The following is a 16,714-nucleotide window of genomic DNA, read 5'->3' as shown; positions in this document are numbered from 1 at the left end:
CTGTCGGGCTCTAGCGCTTGGCGGCGGGGAGGCCGAGGCCCACGTAGCCGATGATGTCTCGCTGGATCTCGTTGGTGCCGCCGCCGAAGGTCATCACCAGCGCCGAGCGGTGGAAGCGCTCGAGCCGTCCGGCGAGCACGGCGCCGGGGGAGTCGGCGGTGATCCCCGCGTGCGGGCCGACGACCTCCATCAGCGTCCGGTAGATCTCGGTGGCGAGCTCGGAGCCGTACACCTTGGTCGCCGACGCCTCGGCCGGCGAGAGGGCTACCCCGTGGTCCGCGTCCGAGGCCAGCTTCCAGTTGATCAGCGACAACGCCTCGATCCGTGCGTGTGCCCGCCCCAGGGCCAGCTGCACCCATTCGGCGTCGATCACCCGGCTGCCGTCAGGAACGGTGGTCGAGCGCGCCCAATCCTTGACCAGGGAGAGCGAGTGCACCAGCGGCGCGGCGGAGGTCAACGCGACCCGCTCGTGGTTGAGCTGGTTGGTCATCAGCGCCCAGCCGCCGCCCCGCTCGGAGACGAGGTTCGAGGCCGGCACGCGTACGTCGGAGTAGTAGGTCGCGGAAGTTCCGACCCCGGCGACCGTCTGGACCGGCGTGTAGGAGAACCCCGGCGCCGAGGCCGGCACGAGGATCATCGAGAGCCCCTTGTGGCGCTTCTCGTCGGGTTCTGTCCGACAGGCGAGCCAGATCCAGTCCGCATACTGGATCAGCGAGGTCCACATCTTCTGGCCGTTGATCACCCAGTCGTCGCCGTCCAGGACGGCCTTCGTCTGCAAGGAGGCGAGGTCCGTCCCCGAGCCCGGCTCGGAGTAGCCGATCGAGAAGTGCAGCTCCCCGGCAAGGATCTTCGGCAGGAAGTACGCCTTCTGCTCCTCGGTCCCGAACCGCATGATCGTCGGGCCGACCGTGTTGAGCGTGAGATAGGGGATCGGCACCCCGGCCACCGCGGCGACATCGGTGAAGATGAGCTGCTCGACCATCGAGCGGTCCTGTCCGCCGTACTCCTTGGGCCAGCCGATCCCGAGCCACCCGTCAGAGCCGATCTGGCGGATGGTCTCCAGATAGACCGCCTTGTCCTCCTCGCCCCCGAACTCGCCCGATGCACGCGCGAGCGCCGCCCGGCGCTCCGGCGTGACCAGCTGGGTGAAATAGGCGGTGAGCTCCGAGCGAAGTTGCTCCTGGGCGGGTGTCAAGGCCACATGCATGTGATAAAACTAGAACAGGTTCCATTTTTTGGATAGACCCAGCTTAGATAGACCCCCCAGCTTGGACAGACCCAGCGCAAGACCCAGCGGAAGGTACGACGATGGCCGACCTCACCACTCAGACCCGCTCGCTCGACCACGGCTCCCAGCCGGAGCGCTACGCGCGCGGTTGGCACTGCCTGGGTCTGGCTCGTGACTTCAAGGATGGCAAGCCCCATGCCGTCGAGGCGTTCGGCGGCAAGCTGGTCGTCTGGGAGAACTCCAAGGGCGAGCTCGGCGTCCTCGACGGCTACTGCCGCCACATGGGCGGCGACCTCACCCAGGGCACCGTGAAGGGTGACGAGGTCGGTTGCCCGTTCCACGACTGGCGCTGGGGCGCCGACGGCCGCTGCAAGCAGATCCCGTACGCCCGCCGGGTCCCGCTCCGCGCGCGCACGAAGGCGTACGAGACTGTCGTTCGCAACGACGCGCTGCTGATCTGGCACGACCCCGAGGGCTCGAAGCCGGACCACGACATCCTGCCGCCGGAGCTGCCCGACGTCAGCGACCGCGAGGTCTACACCGACTGGATCTGGAACACCGTGCCGATCAAGGGCAGCCACTGCCGTGAGCTGATCGACAACGTGGTCGACATGGCGCACTTCTACTACGTGCACTTCGCCTTCCCGACCGACTTCCGCAACGTCTTCGAGGACCACACCGCGACGCAGTACATGGCCTCGAAGGGCCGTCCCGACGTGGCCAACGGCGGCTACGGCGACGCCGACATGTTCCTGAAGTCCGAGGCGACCTACTACGGCCCGGCGTACATGATCAACTGGCTCGAGGTCGACTACAAAGGCTTCGTGACCGAGGTGATCCTGATCAACAGCCACATCCCGACGGGCCCGGACTCGTTCCTGCTGCAGTACGGCATCGTCGTCAAGAAGCCCGAGGGGCTCGATGACAAGACCGCCGACTTCATCGGCAAGAAGTACGCCGACATGTTCGGTGACGGGTTCCTCCAGGACGTCGCGATCTGGGAGAACAAGGCGCCGGTGCAGAACCCTCTGCTGTGCGAGGAGGACGGCCCGGTCTACCAGCTGCGCCGCTGGTACGAGCAGTTCTACGTCGACGTCGCCGACATCGAGCCCGAGATGCGCGCCCGCTTCGAGTTCGAGGTCGACACCACCAAGGCCAACGAGTTCTGGCACGAGGAGGTCGCCGAGAACCTCCGCAAGATCGAGGCCGACAAGGCATCCGAGCCTGTCGAGACCGAGAAGGCATCGGTGGTCGAGCCTGTCGAGACCTCCGAAGGCGTGAGTTGATGGCCTCGTTCGTCCCGACGTCGCAGGACACGATCGAGGACCAGCGGCTCTACACCCAGGCCCGCCTGGTCGAGGTGGAGTGCCTCGACTGTCTCGCGTGCGTAGGAGTGAAGAAGAACAGCGAGCACCAGACCTCGGTCCAGTGGACGGCTCAGGCCCAGGCGCAGTGCCCAGATCTCGTACGCCGCAAGGCGGCCGCCGACGGCGACCGCCTCGTCCACGCCCGCTGCCCTCGCCTGGCAGCCTCTATCGAAGCAGCCGTCGCCGACGGCCGGATCCAGATCGGGGCCGAGGATGGCTACTAGTCGCCGACCGAGTCGAGCGAGGAACGAGCGAGCGACCGAGGTGACCAGGTGACTCAGTCCTTCCTGCTGTACGTCAGCGACGTGGTCGAGGAGACCGCTGACGCGCATTCGATCGTCTTCGAGGTCCCCGAGGACGCCAAGGACGCCTTCCGGCCGAAGCCTGGCCAGTTTCTGACGGTCGCCGTGCCGAGCGACCGCGACGGCCTGGCGGCCCGCTGCTACTCCCTGTCCAGCGCACCCGGCGATGCGCTGACGGTGACCGTCAAGCGCACCGCGGACGGCTACGCGTCCAACTGGATCTGCGACAACCTCCGCGCCGGCGACACGCTCCGCGTCCTCCCGCCGAGCGGGATCTTCACCCCCGCCGACATCGACGCCGACCTCTTGCTGTTCGCCGGCGGCTCCGGCGTCACCCCGATCATCTCGATCGCCCGCACGGCTCTGCGCGAGGGCAAGGGCAGGATCGTGGTCTTCTACGCCAACCGCGACGAGCACTCGGTGATCTTCGCCGAGGAATGGGCCCGGCTCGCCGCCGCGCACCCGGACCGGCTCCAGGTGGTCCACTGGCTGGAGTCGGTCCAGGGCCTCCCCACCGGGGAGCAGCTCAAGGCGTTCGCGGCCGACCATCTGACGTACGACGCCTTCGTCTGCGGACCGGCTCCGTTCATGAAAGCGACGGTCGCGGCGCTCAAGGAGCTGGAGTTTCCGCGGGCGCGGCGGCACCAGGAGAAGTTCGCCTCCCTGGGTGGCAACCCGTTCGGCGAGGTCGTTCCGGTCAAGGAGGCCGAGGTCGAGGTCGTCGACGACGGACCCAAGCAGCCCGCCAAGCTCGAGATCGAGCTCGACGGCGCCACCACGACGTACGACGACTGGGATCCGGGCACGCCGATGCTCGAGTTCCTCGAGGCGAAGGGCGTCAAGGCGCCGTACTCGTGCCGCGAGGGCGAGTGCTCGGCATGCGCTTTCCGGCTGCTCGAGGGGGACGTGAAGATGCTGCGCAACGACGTGCTCGAGCAGGAGGATCTCGACGACGGGATCCGGCTCGGTTGCCAGTCGCTGCCGACCACCGACACCGTCCGCGGCACCTACTCCTGAGGGACTCGCCAGAGAAACAGATCTGCAACCGGTTGCCGGATTCGCGTGTCCGGCGCGATAGTGTCGCGCTGCCCGAACCACATCCCACCGTGTCACCCGAGCTAACGTCGTCGGCTGACCAGCAGGGTTCAAGCGAGGTTTCCCCCAAGTGTTCAATCGCAACTTCTACGCCGCCCAGGACGATCGACGCTTCGTGGTCGGCTATGCCCTCGACCTCGGTTTCAGGGTTTTCGACGCCTACTCGGCGCCCGGCCAGCCGTTGAGCGAGATCACCACGACGGCTTCCGCCTCTCTGCTGGCGGCCCGGCCCGCGTTCAAGCTCTACGCCCCCAACACCGGCCCCGAGCCGGTGATCACCCGGGTCGAGCTGGACGAGGCCGAGTTCGGCCCGTCGGCCTATGAGTACCAGTGCAACGGCTGGGGTCTCATCGGCCTCAACTTCGGCGGCGTCGTCGGCCTCGGCGGCCTCGGCTGGAGCACCATCAACACCATGGCCGAGGCCCGCGCCGCCCGTTGGCACGCCGTCGAGCCCATCGGCGCCGCCCCCGGCGAGTGGAACTGGCCGGCCGTCGACGACGCCGCCGGCAAGATGTTCGAGGCGATCGTCTCCCTGGCCAACACCGCCGTCGGCGACAGCCCGATCCTCGCCGCCGCCGGGCAGCTGATCAAGGACAAGGGTCTGCTCTACGAGTCCGGCGGCGGCCTCCACGCGCGCCCGGGTCTGGGCTGATCGCGCGCGACGGATTCCGTGGCGTGAACGGCGACCTCGTTGTGCACCCGTACGCGGACCCGCCATGGCTGCCGCCCGCCGCGCGTGCAGACGTGCTCGTCGCCTCGACCGCCGACGCCCCGATGCCCACCTGCCTGGTCCGCCTGCTCATCATCGATCCCGGCGCCCCGGTGGTCGAGCCTGTCGAGACCACCTCGGTCCCCACCCAGCACCACGCCAGGATCCACGTGGTGCCGCGCACCGGTGGCCGCCCCGGAGTCGACCTGCCGACCGAAGACGTACGTCCTGGCGAGCTGCCCGTCGCCGCGGCCACAAGACTGTCGGAGTTGGTCCTCGGCACGCCGGTTCCGGTCGAACTCGTTGGGTACGTCCGCAATATCGTCGCCTGTCCGGCCGCCGACTACGACTGGCCGGTGCCCACGGCCCATTTCGCCGTCTACCGCCCAATTGCAGCGACCCCACCACGTGATGTCGGAGCCTGGGTCGCCCAGGCCGACTGGGCCGACGAGCTCGGCGAGCGTCATTGGTACCCGTTGATTCGGCGAGCTGGTCCGCTGATTCCCACGCGCCCGGATCTGGTCTGAGCGCACCCACATCCGGGTCTGTGACAATCGCGGTCATGACCTCGTTCAAGACAGTTGAAGGCATCTGGGCCGACCGCCTCGGCAGCCTGCGAAACGTGGTGCGGCAGCATGTGATCGCCGCGCAGCTGAGCGAGCACCTGGACGCTGACGCGAGCGTTCTCGATATCGGGTGCGGCCAGGGCACCCAGGCCGTCCGCCTCGCAACCCGCGGACTCCAGGTCACCGGGGTTGACCCGTCGGCCGACTTGCTGGCGCGACTCGATGAGGCGGCGGTCTCGGCGGGCGTCGAGGTCCGTACGCTTGCCGGCAAACTGTCCGACCTGGATGGGCTCCTCGATGGTGAGAGGTTCGATCTGGTCTGCGCGCACGGGCTGCTCATGTACCTTCCGGACGGCGAAGCCGCCGTGCGTGCCCTCGTCAGGCAGGTGCGTCCGGGCGGCCTGCTCTCGTTCACCGTACGCAACGGCGATGCCCTCGCCTTCCGGCCCGGCATCCGTGGCCAGTGGGCGAAGGCGATCGCCGCGTTCGATGGCACTACCTACGTCAACGAGCTCGGTGCTGATGCCGAAGCGCACCGTCTCGGCGACGTGATCGGCTGGTGCGAGAGAGCGAGCCTGAGGGTCGAGGCCTGGTATGGCGTGCGTGTCTTCACCGATGGTCGCGACGCCGCGGACACTCCGGATCCGGACAGCCTCCAGGAATGTTTGACGGTCGAGGTCGAGGCGGGTCGGCGCGATCCGTACCGCCGGATGGCATCTCAGCTTCACATCATCGCCCGAGCCTGATCACGGGGCCGGAGGTGCCTGCCCGAGTATCTTCACGGCTCGGATAACCATGTGCGCGTGGGAATGGGATGTGGCTAGCTTGGACGCCGATGCGAGAACCAGATGCCGCCTTCGCGGACCCTCGTCAGGCCGTGCTCTACGACGTCTTCGACGACGATCGTTCCGACCTCGATGCTTATGTCGCCATCGCCCGTGAGGTCAGGGCTCGTCAGGTCATCGACCTTGGCTGCGGAACCGGCTCCCTCGCCGTACGGCTGGTCCGCGACGGGCTCTACGTGATCGGCGTCGACCCAGCTGTGGCCTCTCTGGAGGTCGCCCGAGCCAAGCCGGACGCCGACCGGGCCACCTGGATCAACGGCGACGCGGCGTCACTCGCCGAGGTCGCGTGTGACGCCGATCTGGTCGTCATGACCGGCAACGTCGCTCAGGTCTTCGTGTCCGACGCCGATTGGTCCGACACGCTGACCGCGGTTCACGCCGCGCTCCGACCTGGCGGCTGGTTCGTCTTCGAGGCCCGGCGACCGGAGGCCCGCGCCTGGGAGGGCTGGAACATCGCTTCGATGTCGGTCGACCTTCCGGACGGCCGCGTCGCAGTCGTCGCCCGCACGGTCACCGTCGTCGACCTCCCACTCGTCACATTCGAGGCGTCGACCACCGTCGGCGACGAGATCCTGAAGTCGACCTCCACCATCCGCTTTCGCGACCGTGCTGAGGTCGAGCGCGACCTCAGCACACACGGTTTCACTGTCAGTGACGTACGCGACGCACCCGACCGGCCCGGCAAGGAGCATGTCTTCCTTGCCCGTGCCCTCGACCCCGACGCTGGGTGACCCCGGCTCAGGTGGTGGGACCGAGAATTCGCAGCGGAGACTGTGTCCGGCGAAGGGAGTGGATCGCTGCTTGCCATGTGCCCCTCTCGCGCTGGTGAACATCATCCTGTGATCGGTCGGAAGCTGGCGGATCCGACCGCCTTTCTGGCACCATTCGGCTTCTTGTTTTGGCAGGTCAGAGGTAGAATGAGGCATGGAATCGAGTCTCGGGACAACCCCCACCTCCGACATCCTCTCAAGCCTCGCTCAGACCCGCGTCGACGAGGTCAGGGCAGCCAACGACCGGCTCGTTCTGGTGGCCGCATATTTGCTGGAGCGACCACCGCGCCGTCCTGATGATGTGGCGTACGACCATGAGGCCGGGCTGATCGGTGACCGGCCGTTGAGCCTTGCGGGTGAAGGAGCGGCGGAGGTCTCGGAGTTCGCGGTGATGGAGCTCGGGCCGGTGCTGGGGATGTCACTGGGGTCCGTACGCCGGTTGGCGGGTGATGTGGTCGAGCTGGCGCAGCGGCTGCCGCGGGTGTGGGCGCGAGTGCTCGACTACTCGGTCGAGGGGTGGCGGGCCCGGCAGGTTGCCGATCTGACCAAGAAGCTTTCGCCGGAGGCCGTCGCCTGGGCCGACGCCCAGGTCGCACCGATCCTGCACAAGCGTGGCCGCGTCACGATCTCACGCCTGGTCGAGAAGGCGCTGGCCATGTTCGACCCGGAGGCCGCCGCGATCGCGGCTGAGGAGAAGGCCGAGCAGTTCCGTGTCGATGTCGACCTCGACGCACCAACCCTGTTCGACGAGGACCCCGCCCGCCTCGGTGACGGTCCGGTCACCGGCCACGCCCACGTCGACGCGACCGTGGATCTGGCCGACGCAGCCGACCTCGAGAACGCAGTAGCGGCGATCGCCCGGGACCTCGGCAGAGACGGCCGCTTCACCGGCTGGTCCCTCGGGCGCCGAAGGGCAAAGGCACTCGGGGAGCTCGCTCGCCACTACACCGCCGACACCGAAGGGACCGGCACCGCTCGCGTGCTTCATCTCTACTGCCATGTCGACCAAGGTGACCTGCGCGGGACCGGCCTGGTCAGCGTCGACAACTACGGTGCCATCGTCCCGCTCGAGCGCGTCGATGAGTGGGCGTTGGCCCCCGGCACCGTCGTGCGCCCTGTGAAGGTGATCGACCTCAACGCCGAGATCACCCGCGACGGCTACACGCCGTCGACCACTCAGCACGAGCAGGCCGCGCTCATCGCCGGCGGCACCTGCGTCTACCCAGGCTGCACCCGGTCGGCCTGGCTGGCCGACACCGAGCACCTCGAGGCATACGGCGACGGCGGCCGGACCGCGTCCGCCAACCTCGCCAAGACCTGCCGCAGCCACCACCGCCTCAAGACCTTCGGCGGCTGGACCTACACCCAGCCCGCCCCGGGCACATTCGTCTGGCGCTCACCGCTCGGCATCGAATACATCCGCTATCCGGATGGAACCTACGAACACATGGCTGATGACGTTGCTTGAGGTCGGTGGGCTGAGATGCAGCCGCTCCGACCGACTGCACCCCAATATGGTGTCGTACTGTGCCCCTCATTGCCTTGGATCTCGACGGAACCCTGGTTGACCAGGCTTCGGCGGCCCGAGTGTGGTCGACCAGATTCGTTGAGAGGTGGGAGCTCCCGCCTGGTGAGATCGACGTCGTTGCCAAAGCCTTGACCGCTCGTCGTCCGAAGGGCGAGGTGTTCAGCCGGCTCGTCCGCCGACTCGGGCTGCCGACGACGGCCGAATCAGTGTGGGATGACTACCGGTCGCGGATGCCGTCGCTCGTTGCTGTTGCCGACGAGGACCGGCACGCCCTGGTCGACCTTAGGGCGGCCGGTTGGACTCTCGGCATCGTGACCAACGGAATGGCCGACAACCAGGAAGGCAAGATCCGCCGCACCGGCCTCGATGCCCTCGTCGACGGTTGGGTCGTGTCCGACTCGGTCGGCGTGCGAAAGCCGCACCCTGGGATCTTCGATGCTCTCGCCGACAGGCTCGGCTGCGACCTGGATGGCTGGATGGTCGGCGACACCCTCGAGCTCGACGTCGCCGGCGGGAACGCGGTGGGGCTGCGAACCGCTTGGATCGACCGCGATGGGTCCGATCCAAGCGGCTATCAACCCGATCTGGTCGTGGACTCGGTTGCGGCGGCTGCCCGGGCCATCTCGACGCGGTCCTGAATCAGTAGCGGTGCCGCGGACTGCACCGCCTGAGCACGCTCAGCGCTGAACCAAGACGACGGCCTCGAGGTTGTCGCTGTCGGGTGCGGTGGCCAGCCAGTCCGGACGGGTGCGGAGCACCTCGGTCCAGCCGGTCGACTGGTAGAGCTTCAGCGCGGCGGGGAAGGCCGGGATGACCTCGAGGCAGGGGCGGCCGCCGGCGTCGTGGATGCTGTCGACGGCCGTACGCAGCAGGTCGCGGCCGAGGCCGAGCCGGCGTGCCTTCGTCCCGACGAAGAATGCGCTGAGCCAGGTCAGCTCGGCGATGTCGCACCCGTGCGTCGCGGCGCACGCCTTGTGCAGCTCGTCGCCACCGTTGACGCCGGTGTGGCTCCGGGTGGTGGCGATGTGCCCGACGGGTACGTCGTCGACGGTCGCGGTCCAGGCCGCGATCGCGTCGTCGTAGTGAAGGAACTGGCTGACCGGGAACGGGAGCGGGTTCCGCACCGGGTAGCGGGTGAGCGGCTGCTGCTCGAGCAGGGCGTCGGTCAGCGACGGCAGATCGTCAGGTCGGCGCCGACGTACGAGGTGGGTCACCCGGACATGGTGTCACTCAGAAGCCGCGGGTCCAGAAGACCTCTTCGTGGAGGTGGCGGGAGCGCCAGCCCCGCGGCGTACGCACGAAGAAGTGGCGGTAGCGGCCGCCGACCTCCACGATGCGCTCGCCGCCCTGGCCGTCGGCGATGACCATCGGGTTGTCGAAGTACGCCACGACGTCCGCGCCCTCCTCGTTGAAGGTGATCGCGACCTGGCCGACGGTGTGGAGACGTCTGCTGGAGAAGGCCGGCAGCATCTCGGCGAGCCATTTCTTGACCTCGGGAAAAGCGCCGACCGCGCCGCCGGACTCGGAGTAGTCGATCGTGGCGTCGGGGGCGAAGACGGTGTCGAGCGCGTCCCAGTCGCCGTCGTCGACGGCCAGGGTGTAGCGGGTGATCGCGTCGGTGATCTCGGCGCGGTCGATGAGCTCTTGAAGGTCCATTGGCGTCCGTTCGGGTGAGGGTCAGCGGGGCTCGAGGACGATGACCGGGATCTCCCGGTCGGTCCAGGTCTGGTAGGTCTCGAAGTCGGCGTACGTCTCCAGCAGCCGCGGCCACAGCGCCGCCCGCTCCGAGGGATCGGCGACCCGGGCGCGGACGGGTCGCCGCCGTTGGCGCGGGAGACGGACGGCGACGTCCGGCTGGGCGCGCAGGTTGGCGACCCACTGCGGGTCCTTCGGCAGGCCACCCTGGGACCCGACGACGACCAGGTCGGCGCCCGACTCGATGAACAGCAGGGGAGTGGTGAACGTGCGACCCGACTTCCGGCCGACGTGCTCGAGGAGCAGCACGGGGGCGGGCTTGCGCCAGCCCGCCATCACCCGCCAGGTCCCGCCGATGCGTCCGCCGGTCAGCTTGAAGAGCGCCGTGTTGGCTCGGGCTGCGTACTTGATGATCCGAGCGGTGCGCGGTGAGTCGAGGTACGCAGGACGTTCGATCGACGGAGACATGGTGAACACTCTGGCAGAAACTTAGAACACGTTCTAGTGTGGGCGCATGCGCTTCACCTATGCCGAGGCAATGACTCAGGCCGACTACTACGCGCCGCTGGCGCAGGCCGCCGAGCGAGCGGGCTACACGAGCATGACCGTCGCCGACAGCCTGATCTATCCCGAGGAGTCGGACTCCACCTATCCCTACACCGACACCGGCGACCGGGAGTTCCTGCAGGGCAAGGAGTTCGTCGAGGCGTTCATCATGTGCGCCCATCTCTTCGCGGTGACCGAGACGCTGCGGCTGACGCCGTTCGTGATCAAGCTGCCGGTGCGGCCGCCGGTCCTCGCCGCCAAGCAGGCATCCAGCCTCGCCTTCCTCTCCGGCAACCGGCTCGGTCTGGGTGTCGGGCTGTCCCCGTGGCCGGAGGACTTCGCCGCCCTCGGGATCGACTGGAAGCGTCGCGGCAAGCGGATGGACGAGTGCATGGACGTCCTGCGCGGTCTCACCGCCCCGGCCGCCGACGGTGAGCAGAGCTTCTTCGGCTACGACGGCGAGTTCTACAAGTTCGAGCCGCTGCAGCAGTGCCCGGCGCCGACCGAGAAGATCCCGCTGCTCGTCGGTGGGCATGCCGACGCCGCGCTGCGTCGCGCGGTCGTGAAGGGCGACGGCTGGATGCACGCCGGCGGCGACGGTGAGGACCTCGACCGCCTCCTGGCGCGCCTCACCGAGATCCGCAAGGAGGAGGGTGACACCAGGGACGACTTCGAGGTCCACGTCATCAGCTATGACGCGTACGACCTCGACGGGATCAAGCGCCTCGAGGACAAGGGTGTCACCGACTGCATCGTCGGGTTCCGCGATCCGTACGTGAAGGGCGCCGACCCCGAGCCGCTCGAGAAGAAGATCAAGCACCTGGAGTGGTACGCGGAGAACATCATCGCGAAGGTGGGCAAGTGAGTGAGGCGTACGGTCTGACCGAGCCCCTCCAGAAGGCGATCGCGGAGGCGGAGGAGCTGATCGCGAACGCGCCGTTCATCCGCAGGGAGCAGGACCGGCTCGAGGGCTATGAGTACCTGTCCGGCCGGATCCGGATGGCGATGCAGACCGCGTTCGACTACGACCTCGAGCAGCCGCTCTTCGTGAACCCGACCCACCAGTTCTCCAAGCAGGGCCTCGACAACCCCGATGCCATCTATCTCAGCGCCTACCTGCGCGAAGGCGTCGAGTACGTCGTCCGTGGCCGTCGCGGGACCAGTGCCGACCTCTCGTTCCAGGTGATGGGCGGCGCCTACACCGCGGATGCCGTCGCGACCAGCCTGATGGCCTTCGACGACCGCGAGCTGCAGCTCGACCCCGACAGCACCGACGGGTCCTTCGAGTTCAGCTACACGGCCGAGCCCGGCGCCAAGACCCTTATCGTGCGCGAGGTCTTCAACGACTGGGACACCGAGACCCGCGGCACCATCACGATCGAGCGACCCGACACCCTCGGCAAGCCACGCCGCCCGCTGACCCAGGACCTGCTGCGGAAGAAGTACGAGGTCGCGGCCCGGTCGCTGACCGGCTCGATCCAGACATGGTTCGCCTTCCCCCAGTTCTTCCAGTACAAGGAGCCGGTCAACACCCTGACCGTCCCGGCGCGTACGCCCGGTGGGCTGGAGTCGCAGTTCTCCTCGATCGGCCACTACGAGCTGGCCGAGGACGAGGCGCTCGTGGTGGAGGTGCCGAGGTGCGACGACTGCTCCTATCAGGGGATCCAGGTCGGCTCGGACTGGTATGCCTCCACCGACTACGAGACGCATCAGACGAGTCTCACCAAGGCGCAGTCGGTCACCGACCCCGACGGCGTGATGCGCTTTGTGATCTCCGAGAAGCCGCCTCTGGACGGCAGGCCGATCGCGAACTGGCTCGAGACCACCGGCCACCGCACCGGATCGCTGATGCTGCGCTGGCAACGGCTCGAGCGTGACCTCACCGCCGAGGACGGTCCGGTTGTCCACAAGGTGAGCACGGCGGACGTACGAGACCTGCTTCCGCACGCCGAGACGCTGAGCCCTGGGGGGTATGCCGACCGGATCGCCGCACGTCAACGGGCGGTTGCGCGCCGGATGCTCAGCTGAGGAGGGGTCGCGACCCGATGGCGTACAACCCTTAGTATTCCCTTCCATGGCCAGTCCCAACCATGAGCCTCCGGAGATTCCGGGGTTCCGGCATCGCCGGCTGATCGGCACGGGCGGATCTTCCGACGTCTACCTCTACGAGTGGGAGCAGGAGAAGGTCAACGTCGTCATCAAGGTCTGGCACGAGCGGCTCAGCGCGACGACCCACGACGCGCTCGCCAAGGAGACCAAGGAGGTCGCCGAGCTCGCCGGCCATCCGTACGTGCTGCCCCTGCACGCCGTCGGTGTCACCGGCGACGACCGCAGCTTCGTGGTGATGGACTATCGCGCCGGTGGCGACCTGGAGACGCGGAGCCAGCGGGTCTCGGTCGAGGAAGCGCTGAGCATCACGATCAAGGTGGCCAGCGCTCTCGACGTCGCCGCCCGGCATCGGATCCTGCACGGCGATGTGAAGCCGGTGAACATCATGCTGACCAGCAGCGGCGTGCCCCAGCTGGTCGGCTTCGGCAGCCTCTCCTCGGCCGGGCGACCCGGCGGCGCCGCGTCGACATCGCTGCCGTGGATGGCTCCGGAGATGCTCACGGACCCACCCGAGCCGAGCGCCTGGGCGGACATCTGGAGCCTGGCCGCGACCTGCTACACGCTGTTGGCGGGACGTACGCCGTTCGAGGGGACCAGCGGGTCCGATGCCCCCGAGATCGTACTGGAGCGGATCAGGGAGTTCGACCCGCTGACCATCGACCGCGACGACGTCCCGGCGTCGCTCGAGAAGGCGCTGCGCACGGCGATGTACAAGCGCCGTGCCGGGCGGCACTGGAGCGCCGCCGTCTTCGCCAAGGCGCTCCAGGCGATCGAGGAGGAGCTCGGGCTGCCGGTCACGCCTCTCGCGGACGTGCCTGAGCCGGTTTCGGGCTCTGAGGACAACGCGTCCGACGCTGGGACGGAAGCCGGGGCCGACGCTGGGACGGAAGCCGGGTCAGACCTCGGCGGTGACGCCGACACCGTCGACGCCACCGATCCCGCGGCGACCGTCGAGACGGAGGCCGCCGAGAAGGCCGACGGGCCGCCCCAGGCCCGGACCCAGCCCCGGAGCGAGACCCCGGCGGCCACGATGAACGAGCCGAACGCGGGCTCCTGGGTCGCCAAGACGATGGGAAGTCAGGATGCGGCGCCTGTGGTGGTGCCGAGCGGCCCGGGGATCGCGACGTACGCGATGCCCTTCGGGCCCGGACCGACGCCTGACCAGGAGCCATCTGCCGCGCCGGCCGCTGCCCCCAAGACCGACCCCAAGACCGAGCCCCGCGCGGCTGCTCCGGAGCCGGTCCAGCCGGGGGTGAGGCCGATGCCGGAGGGCGACACCGCCGAGGTGCCGATCGTGGTCGACCCGATGCCTGAGCCCGACCAGACCGACCAGACCGACCAGGACGACGATCTCCTCGGCCACCGCGGGGACGCCGACCGACTTGCGCGTCTGCTCCTCTCGGCACACACCCAGCTCCCGATCTCGGTGGCCGTCCAGGGGCTCCCCGGGAGCGGGCGGTCGACCTTCCTGCGGAAGGTCCAGGAGCGCATCGAGTGGATCACCGAGCATGACGGTGCTTCCCCTCATCGCACGAGGCACGTACGCATCAACGCCCGCCAGCACGCCGAAGGAGACGTCGCGAGCGGCGTGCTCGAGCGCGTCCGGAGCGCGGGACGGAGCGAGCCGCCGCCGATCGTGGCGAGTCACCAGGCCGCGCAGCGGCGCAGGACCGAGCTGCGGGCGGCCCTGTCGGGGATGCCCGAGGAGGACGGACACCGCGGCAAGCGCCGGACGCAGCCGATGAGTACGACGATGGCGCTCGAGGCCATGGACCGTGAGGTCGCGGCCTACGAGGCCGCGCTGCGTACGGCACCGCCCGGGCCGCCACCGGGCTCGCCGGCCGCTTCGCAGACCACCCGGACGATCGTCTATGTCGACGACCTGGACAGGTGCGACCCGGCGACGGCTGCCGGGGTCCTGCAGGCGATCGACGACCTGGGCGACCAGGAGGATGTCGCGGTCGTCGCGGCCGTCGACGCGCGGGCGCTGCAGCGATCGATCGAGGGTCGGGTGACCGAGCCGGCGGCGTACCTCTCCAGGGTCTTCGACGTCCCGTTCGCGCTGCGGGCGTTCGTCGGTGACCCCGCGGTGCGGTTCATGCGATCACTGATGCGTCAGGCGGTGCCGTCGTGGCCCTCCGCGCTGGCCGCGGGCGGGTCCGGCGACCGGTCCGCGCGCCAGGGAGCGGTGGAGAGCGTCGAGATGAGTCCTGGCGAGGCGCTGTTCACCAGCGAGCTGGCGAGGTTCTGCGCGACGCCGAGGGGCGCCAGAAAGCTGCTCACGGTCTACCGCCTCGCGCGTTCGGCCCCGGTGGCGAGTGCGCGAGCCGAGCCGACGAGCCGCCACGCCCTCGGGGTCCTGATGGCGATCCTGGTCGGAGCGCCGGCGCAGGCCGCGCAGGTCCTCGGTGCCGTGGTCGAGGCGCTGGCGGCCGGCGAGGACGGCGCGACGTTCCAGAAGCTGCTCGAGAAGGTCGCGCGCGAGCACACCGTGGAGTGCGGCCGGGCGACGTGCAGCTCGTGTGCCGACTGGTCCCGGGTGATCCGTGCCCATGCCGACCTGGTCCGGGCGCAGCCGGTGCCGCAGGAGGTCGGTGCGTACGCCGACTGGGTCGACGAGGTCGCCAGGTTCAGCCTCCCGACCTGATCCGGGTCAGCACCCGAGCCAGCTTTTCCGGCTGGGCCCTTTCAAGCCGGGCCCTTTCCAAGCTGAGCCCTTTCAAGCTGGGCCCTTTCCAAGAAGTGGAACACGTTCTAGTCTAGGCGCCATGACTGGACTCCTGGATGGCAAGGTCGTCGTGCTCTCGGGGGTCGGCCCCGGACTCGGGCGCTCGCTCGGCGAGGAGGCCGCGCTGATGGGCGCCGACCTCGTGCTCGCCAGCCGCACCGAGAAGCGGCTGCGCAAGATGGCCGGCGTCATCGAGGAGCACGGCCGCCGCGCGCTGGTGGTGCCGACCGACATCACCGACGAGGACGCCCGCCGGCACCTTGTCGACGCCGCGCTCGAGGAGTTCGGTCGCGTCGACGTGCTCCTCAACAACGCCTTCGGCATCCCGCCCATGGACCCGCTGACCCAGATCCCGCTCGACGCGCTCCGCCTGGCCCAGGAGTCCAACGTCCACGCCCCGCTGCGGCTCTCGGCGCTCTTCGCCGACGCCCTGGCGGCCACCCCGGAGAAGCCGGGCGGTTCGATCGTGATGATCAACTCGGCGGTGGTCTACCAGAGCCAGCCTGAGTTCGCGGGCTACAAGCTCTCCAAGGGAGCGCTCGCCCACCTGGCGTCCTCGTTGGCCACCGAGCTCGGCCCGCGCGGCATCCGGGTCAACTCCGTCGCCCCGTCCTACATCTACGAGGACGTCAACAAGGCCTACTTCGACTGGATGGCCTCGGAGTCGGGGCGCACCCATGAGGAGGTGTATGCCGAGAAGGCCGCCCCCACCGACCTGAAGCGGCTCGCGACCCCCGACGAGGTCGCCCGTGCGGCGCTCTTCCTGGGCAGCGATCTGGCCTCAGCGATCACCGGGACGATGCTCAACGTGGACTGCGGAGAGTTCCATGACCGCTGAGACGCAACCGCGCGCACGCGCCAATGTCGGGACGTACGAGGACATCTGCGCCGCCGCTGTCCGCACCACCGGGCTGAGTGCCGAATATTTCGAACACAGCGGGAGAACCGATCACGAGGAAGGGCTGCGGCTCCTGGTGGAGGACCTGGCCTCGCCCGAGGCCGGGCTGACCCCGGTCGGCAACTACTTCCACCGCGCTCAGGTGAAGTCGGCGCTCGTCGGCCGGCTGATGACCCAGGCCCGGCTCGCCGAGTTCCCCCGGCATCGAGACGTACGCATCGAGCGCCCGATCTTCGTCACCGGACTCGTCCGTACCGGCACGACGGCACTGCACCGCCTGCTCGCCGCGGACCCGGCGCACCAGGGCCTGGAGACCTGGCTGACCGAG

Annotated in this window: 18 protein-coding genes; 14 read left to right on the top strand and 4 right to left on the bottom strand. The window is 68.7% G+C overall.

Annotation, left to right across the window (positions count from 1 at the left end; all coding sequences use genetic code 11):
- Positions 1-10: 10 nt before the first annotated feature.
- Positions 11-1,207, bottom strand: a complete 1,197-nt coding sequence (locus ACRDPS_RS17070) for an acyl-CoA dehydrogenase family protein (protein WP_431502855.1) — start codon at positions 1,205-1,207, stop codon at positions 11-13.
- A 101-nt stretch (positions 1,208-1,308) separates the two neighbouring features.
- Between ACRDPS_RS17070 and ACRDPS_RS17065 the strand changes: the two genes are divergently transcribed.
- The 9 genes from ACRDPS_RS17065 to ACRDPS_RS17025 all read left to right on the top strand — a co-directional run bounded on the left by ACRDPS_RS17065 (position 1,309) and on the right by ACRDPS_RS17025 (position 9,048).
- The gene (locus ACRDPS_RS17065; protein WP_431502854.1) at positions 1,309-2,514 is read left to right on the top strand and encodes a Rieske 2Fe-2S domain-containing protein; all 1,206 of its coding nucleotides are present in this window, start codon (positions 1,309-1,311) and stop codon (positions 2,512-2,514) included.
- Positions 2,514-2,819 (top strand): hypothetical protein, encoded by a 306-nt coding sequence (locus ACRDPS_RS17060; protein WP_431502853.1) that lies wholly within the window; start codon positions 2,514-2,516, stop codon positions 2,817-2,819. Before ACRDPS_RS17065 ends, ACRDPS_RS17060 begins: the two co-directional genes overlap by 1 nt.
- 48 nt (positions 2,820-2,867) lie before the next feature.
- Positions 2,868-3,914 (top strand): 2Fe-2S iron-sulfur cluster-binding protein, encoded by a 1,047-nt coding sequence (locus tag ACRDPS_RS17055; protein ID WP_431502852.1) that lies wholly within the window; start codon positions 2,868-2,870, stop codon positions 3,912-3,914.
- A 148-nt stretch (positions 3,915-4,062) separates the two neighbouring features.
- Entirely contained in the window at positions 4,063-4,644 is a 582-nt protein-coding gene (locus tag ACRDPS_RS17050) for a hypothetical protein (RefSeq protein ID WP_431502851.1), read from the top strand.
- A gap of 23 nt (positions 4,645-4,667) precedes the next feature.
- On the top strand, positions 4,668-5,228 hold the full coding sequence (locus ACRDPS_RS17045; RefSeq protein ID WP_431502850.1) for a hypothetical protein: 561 nt from the start codon (positions 4,668-4,670) through the stop codon (positions 5,226-5,228).
- Positions 5,229-5,263: 35 nt separating this feature from the next.
- Positions 5,264-6,013 (top strand): class I SAM-dependent methyltransferase, encoded by a 750-nt coding sequence (locus ACRDPS_RS17040; RefSeq protein WP_431502849.1) that lies wholly within the window; start codon positions 5,264-5,266, stop codon positions 6,011-6,013.
- A gap of 89 nt (positions 6,014-6,102) precedes the next feature.
- The gene (locus ACRDPS_RS17035; protein WP_431502848.1) at positions 6,103-6,843 is read left to right on the top strand and encodes a class I SAM-dependent DNA methyltransferase; all 741 of its coding nucleotides are present in this window, start codon (positions 6,103-6,105) and stop codon (positions 6,841-6,843) included.
- 193 nt (positions 6,844-7,036) lie between these two features.
- Positions 7,037-8,350: an HNH endonuclease signature motif containing protein gene (locus ACRDPS_RS17030; RefSeq protein ID WP_431502847.1), complete on the top strand. Its 1,314-nt coding sequence runs from the start codon at positions 7,037-7,039 to the stop codon at positions 8,348-8,350.
- 59 nt (positions 8,351-8,409) lie between these two features.
- Entirely contained in the window at positions 8,410-9,048 is a 639-nt protein-coding gene (locus ACRDPS_RS17025) for an HAD family hydrolase (protein ID WP_431502846.1), read from the top strand.
- A 39-nt stretch (positions 9,049-9,087) separates the two neighbouring features.
- On the opposite strand, the gene ACRDPS_RS17020 is transcribed toward ACRDPS_RS17025, so the two are convergent.
- The 3 genes from ACRDPS_RS17020 to ACRDPS_RS17010 are packed head-to-tail and all read right to left on the bottom strand — an operon-like array spanning position 9,088 to position 10,573.
- Positions 9,088-9,624 (bottom strand): GNAT family N-acetyltransferase, encoded by a 537-nt coding sequence (locus ACRDPS_RS17020; RefSeq protein ID WP_431502845.1) that lies wholly within the window; start codon positions 9,622-9,624, stop codon positions 9,088-9,090.
- Positions 9,625-9,640: 16 nt separating this feature from the next.
- Entirely contained in the window at positions 9,641-10,066 is a 426-nt protein-coding gene (locus ACRDPS_RS17015) for a nuclear transport factor 2 family protein (RefSeq protein WP_431502844.1), read from the bottom strand.
- 21 nt (positions 10,067-10,087) lie between these two features.
- On the bottom strand, positions 10,088-10,573 hold the full coding sequence (locus tag ACRDPS_RS17010) for a nitroreductase/quinone reductase family protein (protein ID WP_431502843.1): 486 nt from the start codon (positions 10,571-10,573) through the stop codon (positions 10,088-10,090).
- A 46-nt stretch (positions 10,574-10,619) separates the two neighbouring features.
- Between ACRDPS_RS17010 and ACRDPS_RS17005 the strand changes: the two genes are divergently transcribed.
- From ACRDPS_RS17005 to ACRDPS_RS16985, 5 genes are all read left to right on the top strand, one after another.
- Positions 10,620-11,516 (top strand): TIGR03619 family F420-dependent LLM class oxidoreductase, encoded by an 897-nt coding sequence (locus ACRDPS_RS17005; protein ID WP_431502842.1) that lies wholly within the window; start codon positions 10,620-10,622, stop codon positions 11,514-11,516.
- The gene (locus tag ACRDPS_RS17000; RefSeq protein ID WP_431502841.1) at positions 11,513-12,679 is read left to right on the top strand and encodes a hypothetical protein; all 1,167 of its coding nucleotides are present in this window, start codon (positions 11,513-11,515) and stop codon (positions 12,677-12,679) included. The genes ACRDPS_RS17005 and ACRDPS_RS17000 overlap by 4 nt, the downstream gene beginning before the upstream one ends.
- 46 nt (positions 12,680-12,725) lie before the next feature.
- Complete coding sequence (locus tag ACRDPS_RS16995) at positions 12,726-15,407, top strand: protein kinase domain-containing protein (protein WP_431502840.1); 2,682 nt, start codon at positions 12,726-12,728, stop codon at positions 15,405-15,407.
- A 121-nt stretch (positions 15,408-15,528) separates the two neighbouring features.
- Positions 15,529-16,326: an SDR family oxidoreductase gene (locus ACRDPS_RS16990; RefSeq protein ID WP_431502839.1), complete on the top strand. Its 798-nt coding sequence runs from the start codon at positions 15,529-15,531 to the stop codon at positions 16,324-16,326.
- Positions 16,316-16,714 (top strand): sulfotransferase (locus ACRDPS_RS16985; protein WP_431502838.1); only part of this gene is annotated, 399 nt, incomplete at its 3' end. The genes ACRDPS_RS16990 and ACRDPS_RS16985, both read left to right, overlap by 11 nt.

This window comes from Nocardioides sp. (assembly GCF_050699375.1).
Taxonomy (GTDB): Bacteria; Actinomycetota; Actinomycetes; order Propionibacteriales; family Nocardioidaceae; genus Nocardioides.
The sequence above is the reverse complement of the archived record's forward strand: the minus strand, read 5'-3'. Positions and strand labels throughout refer to the sequence as shown.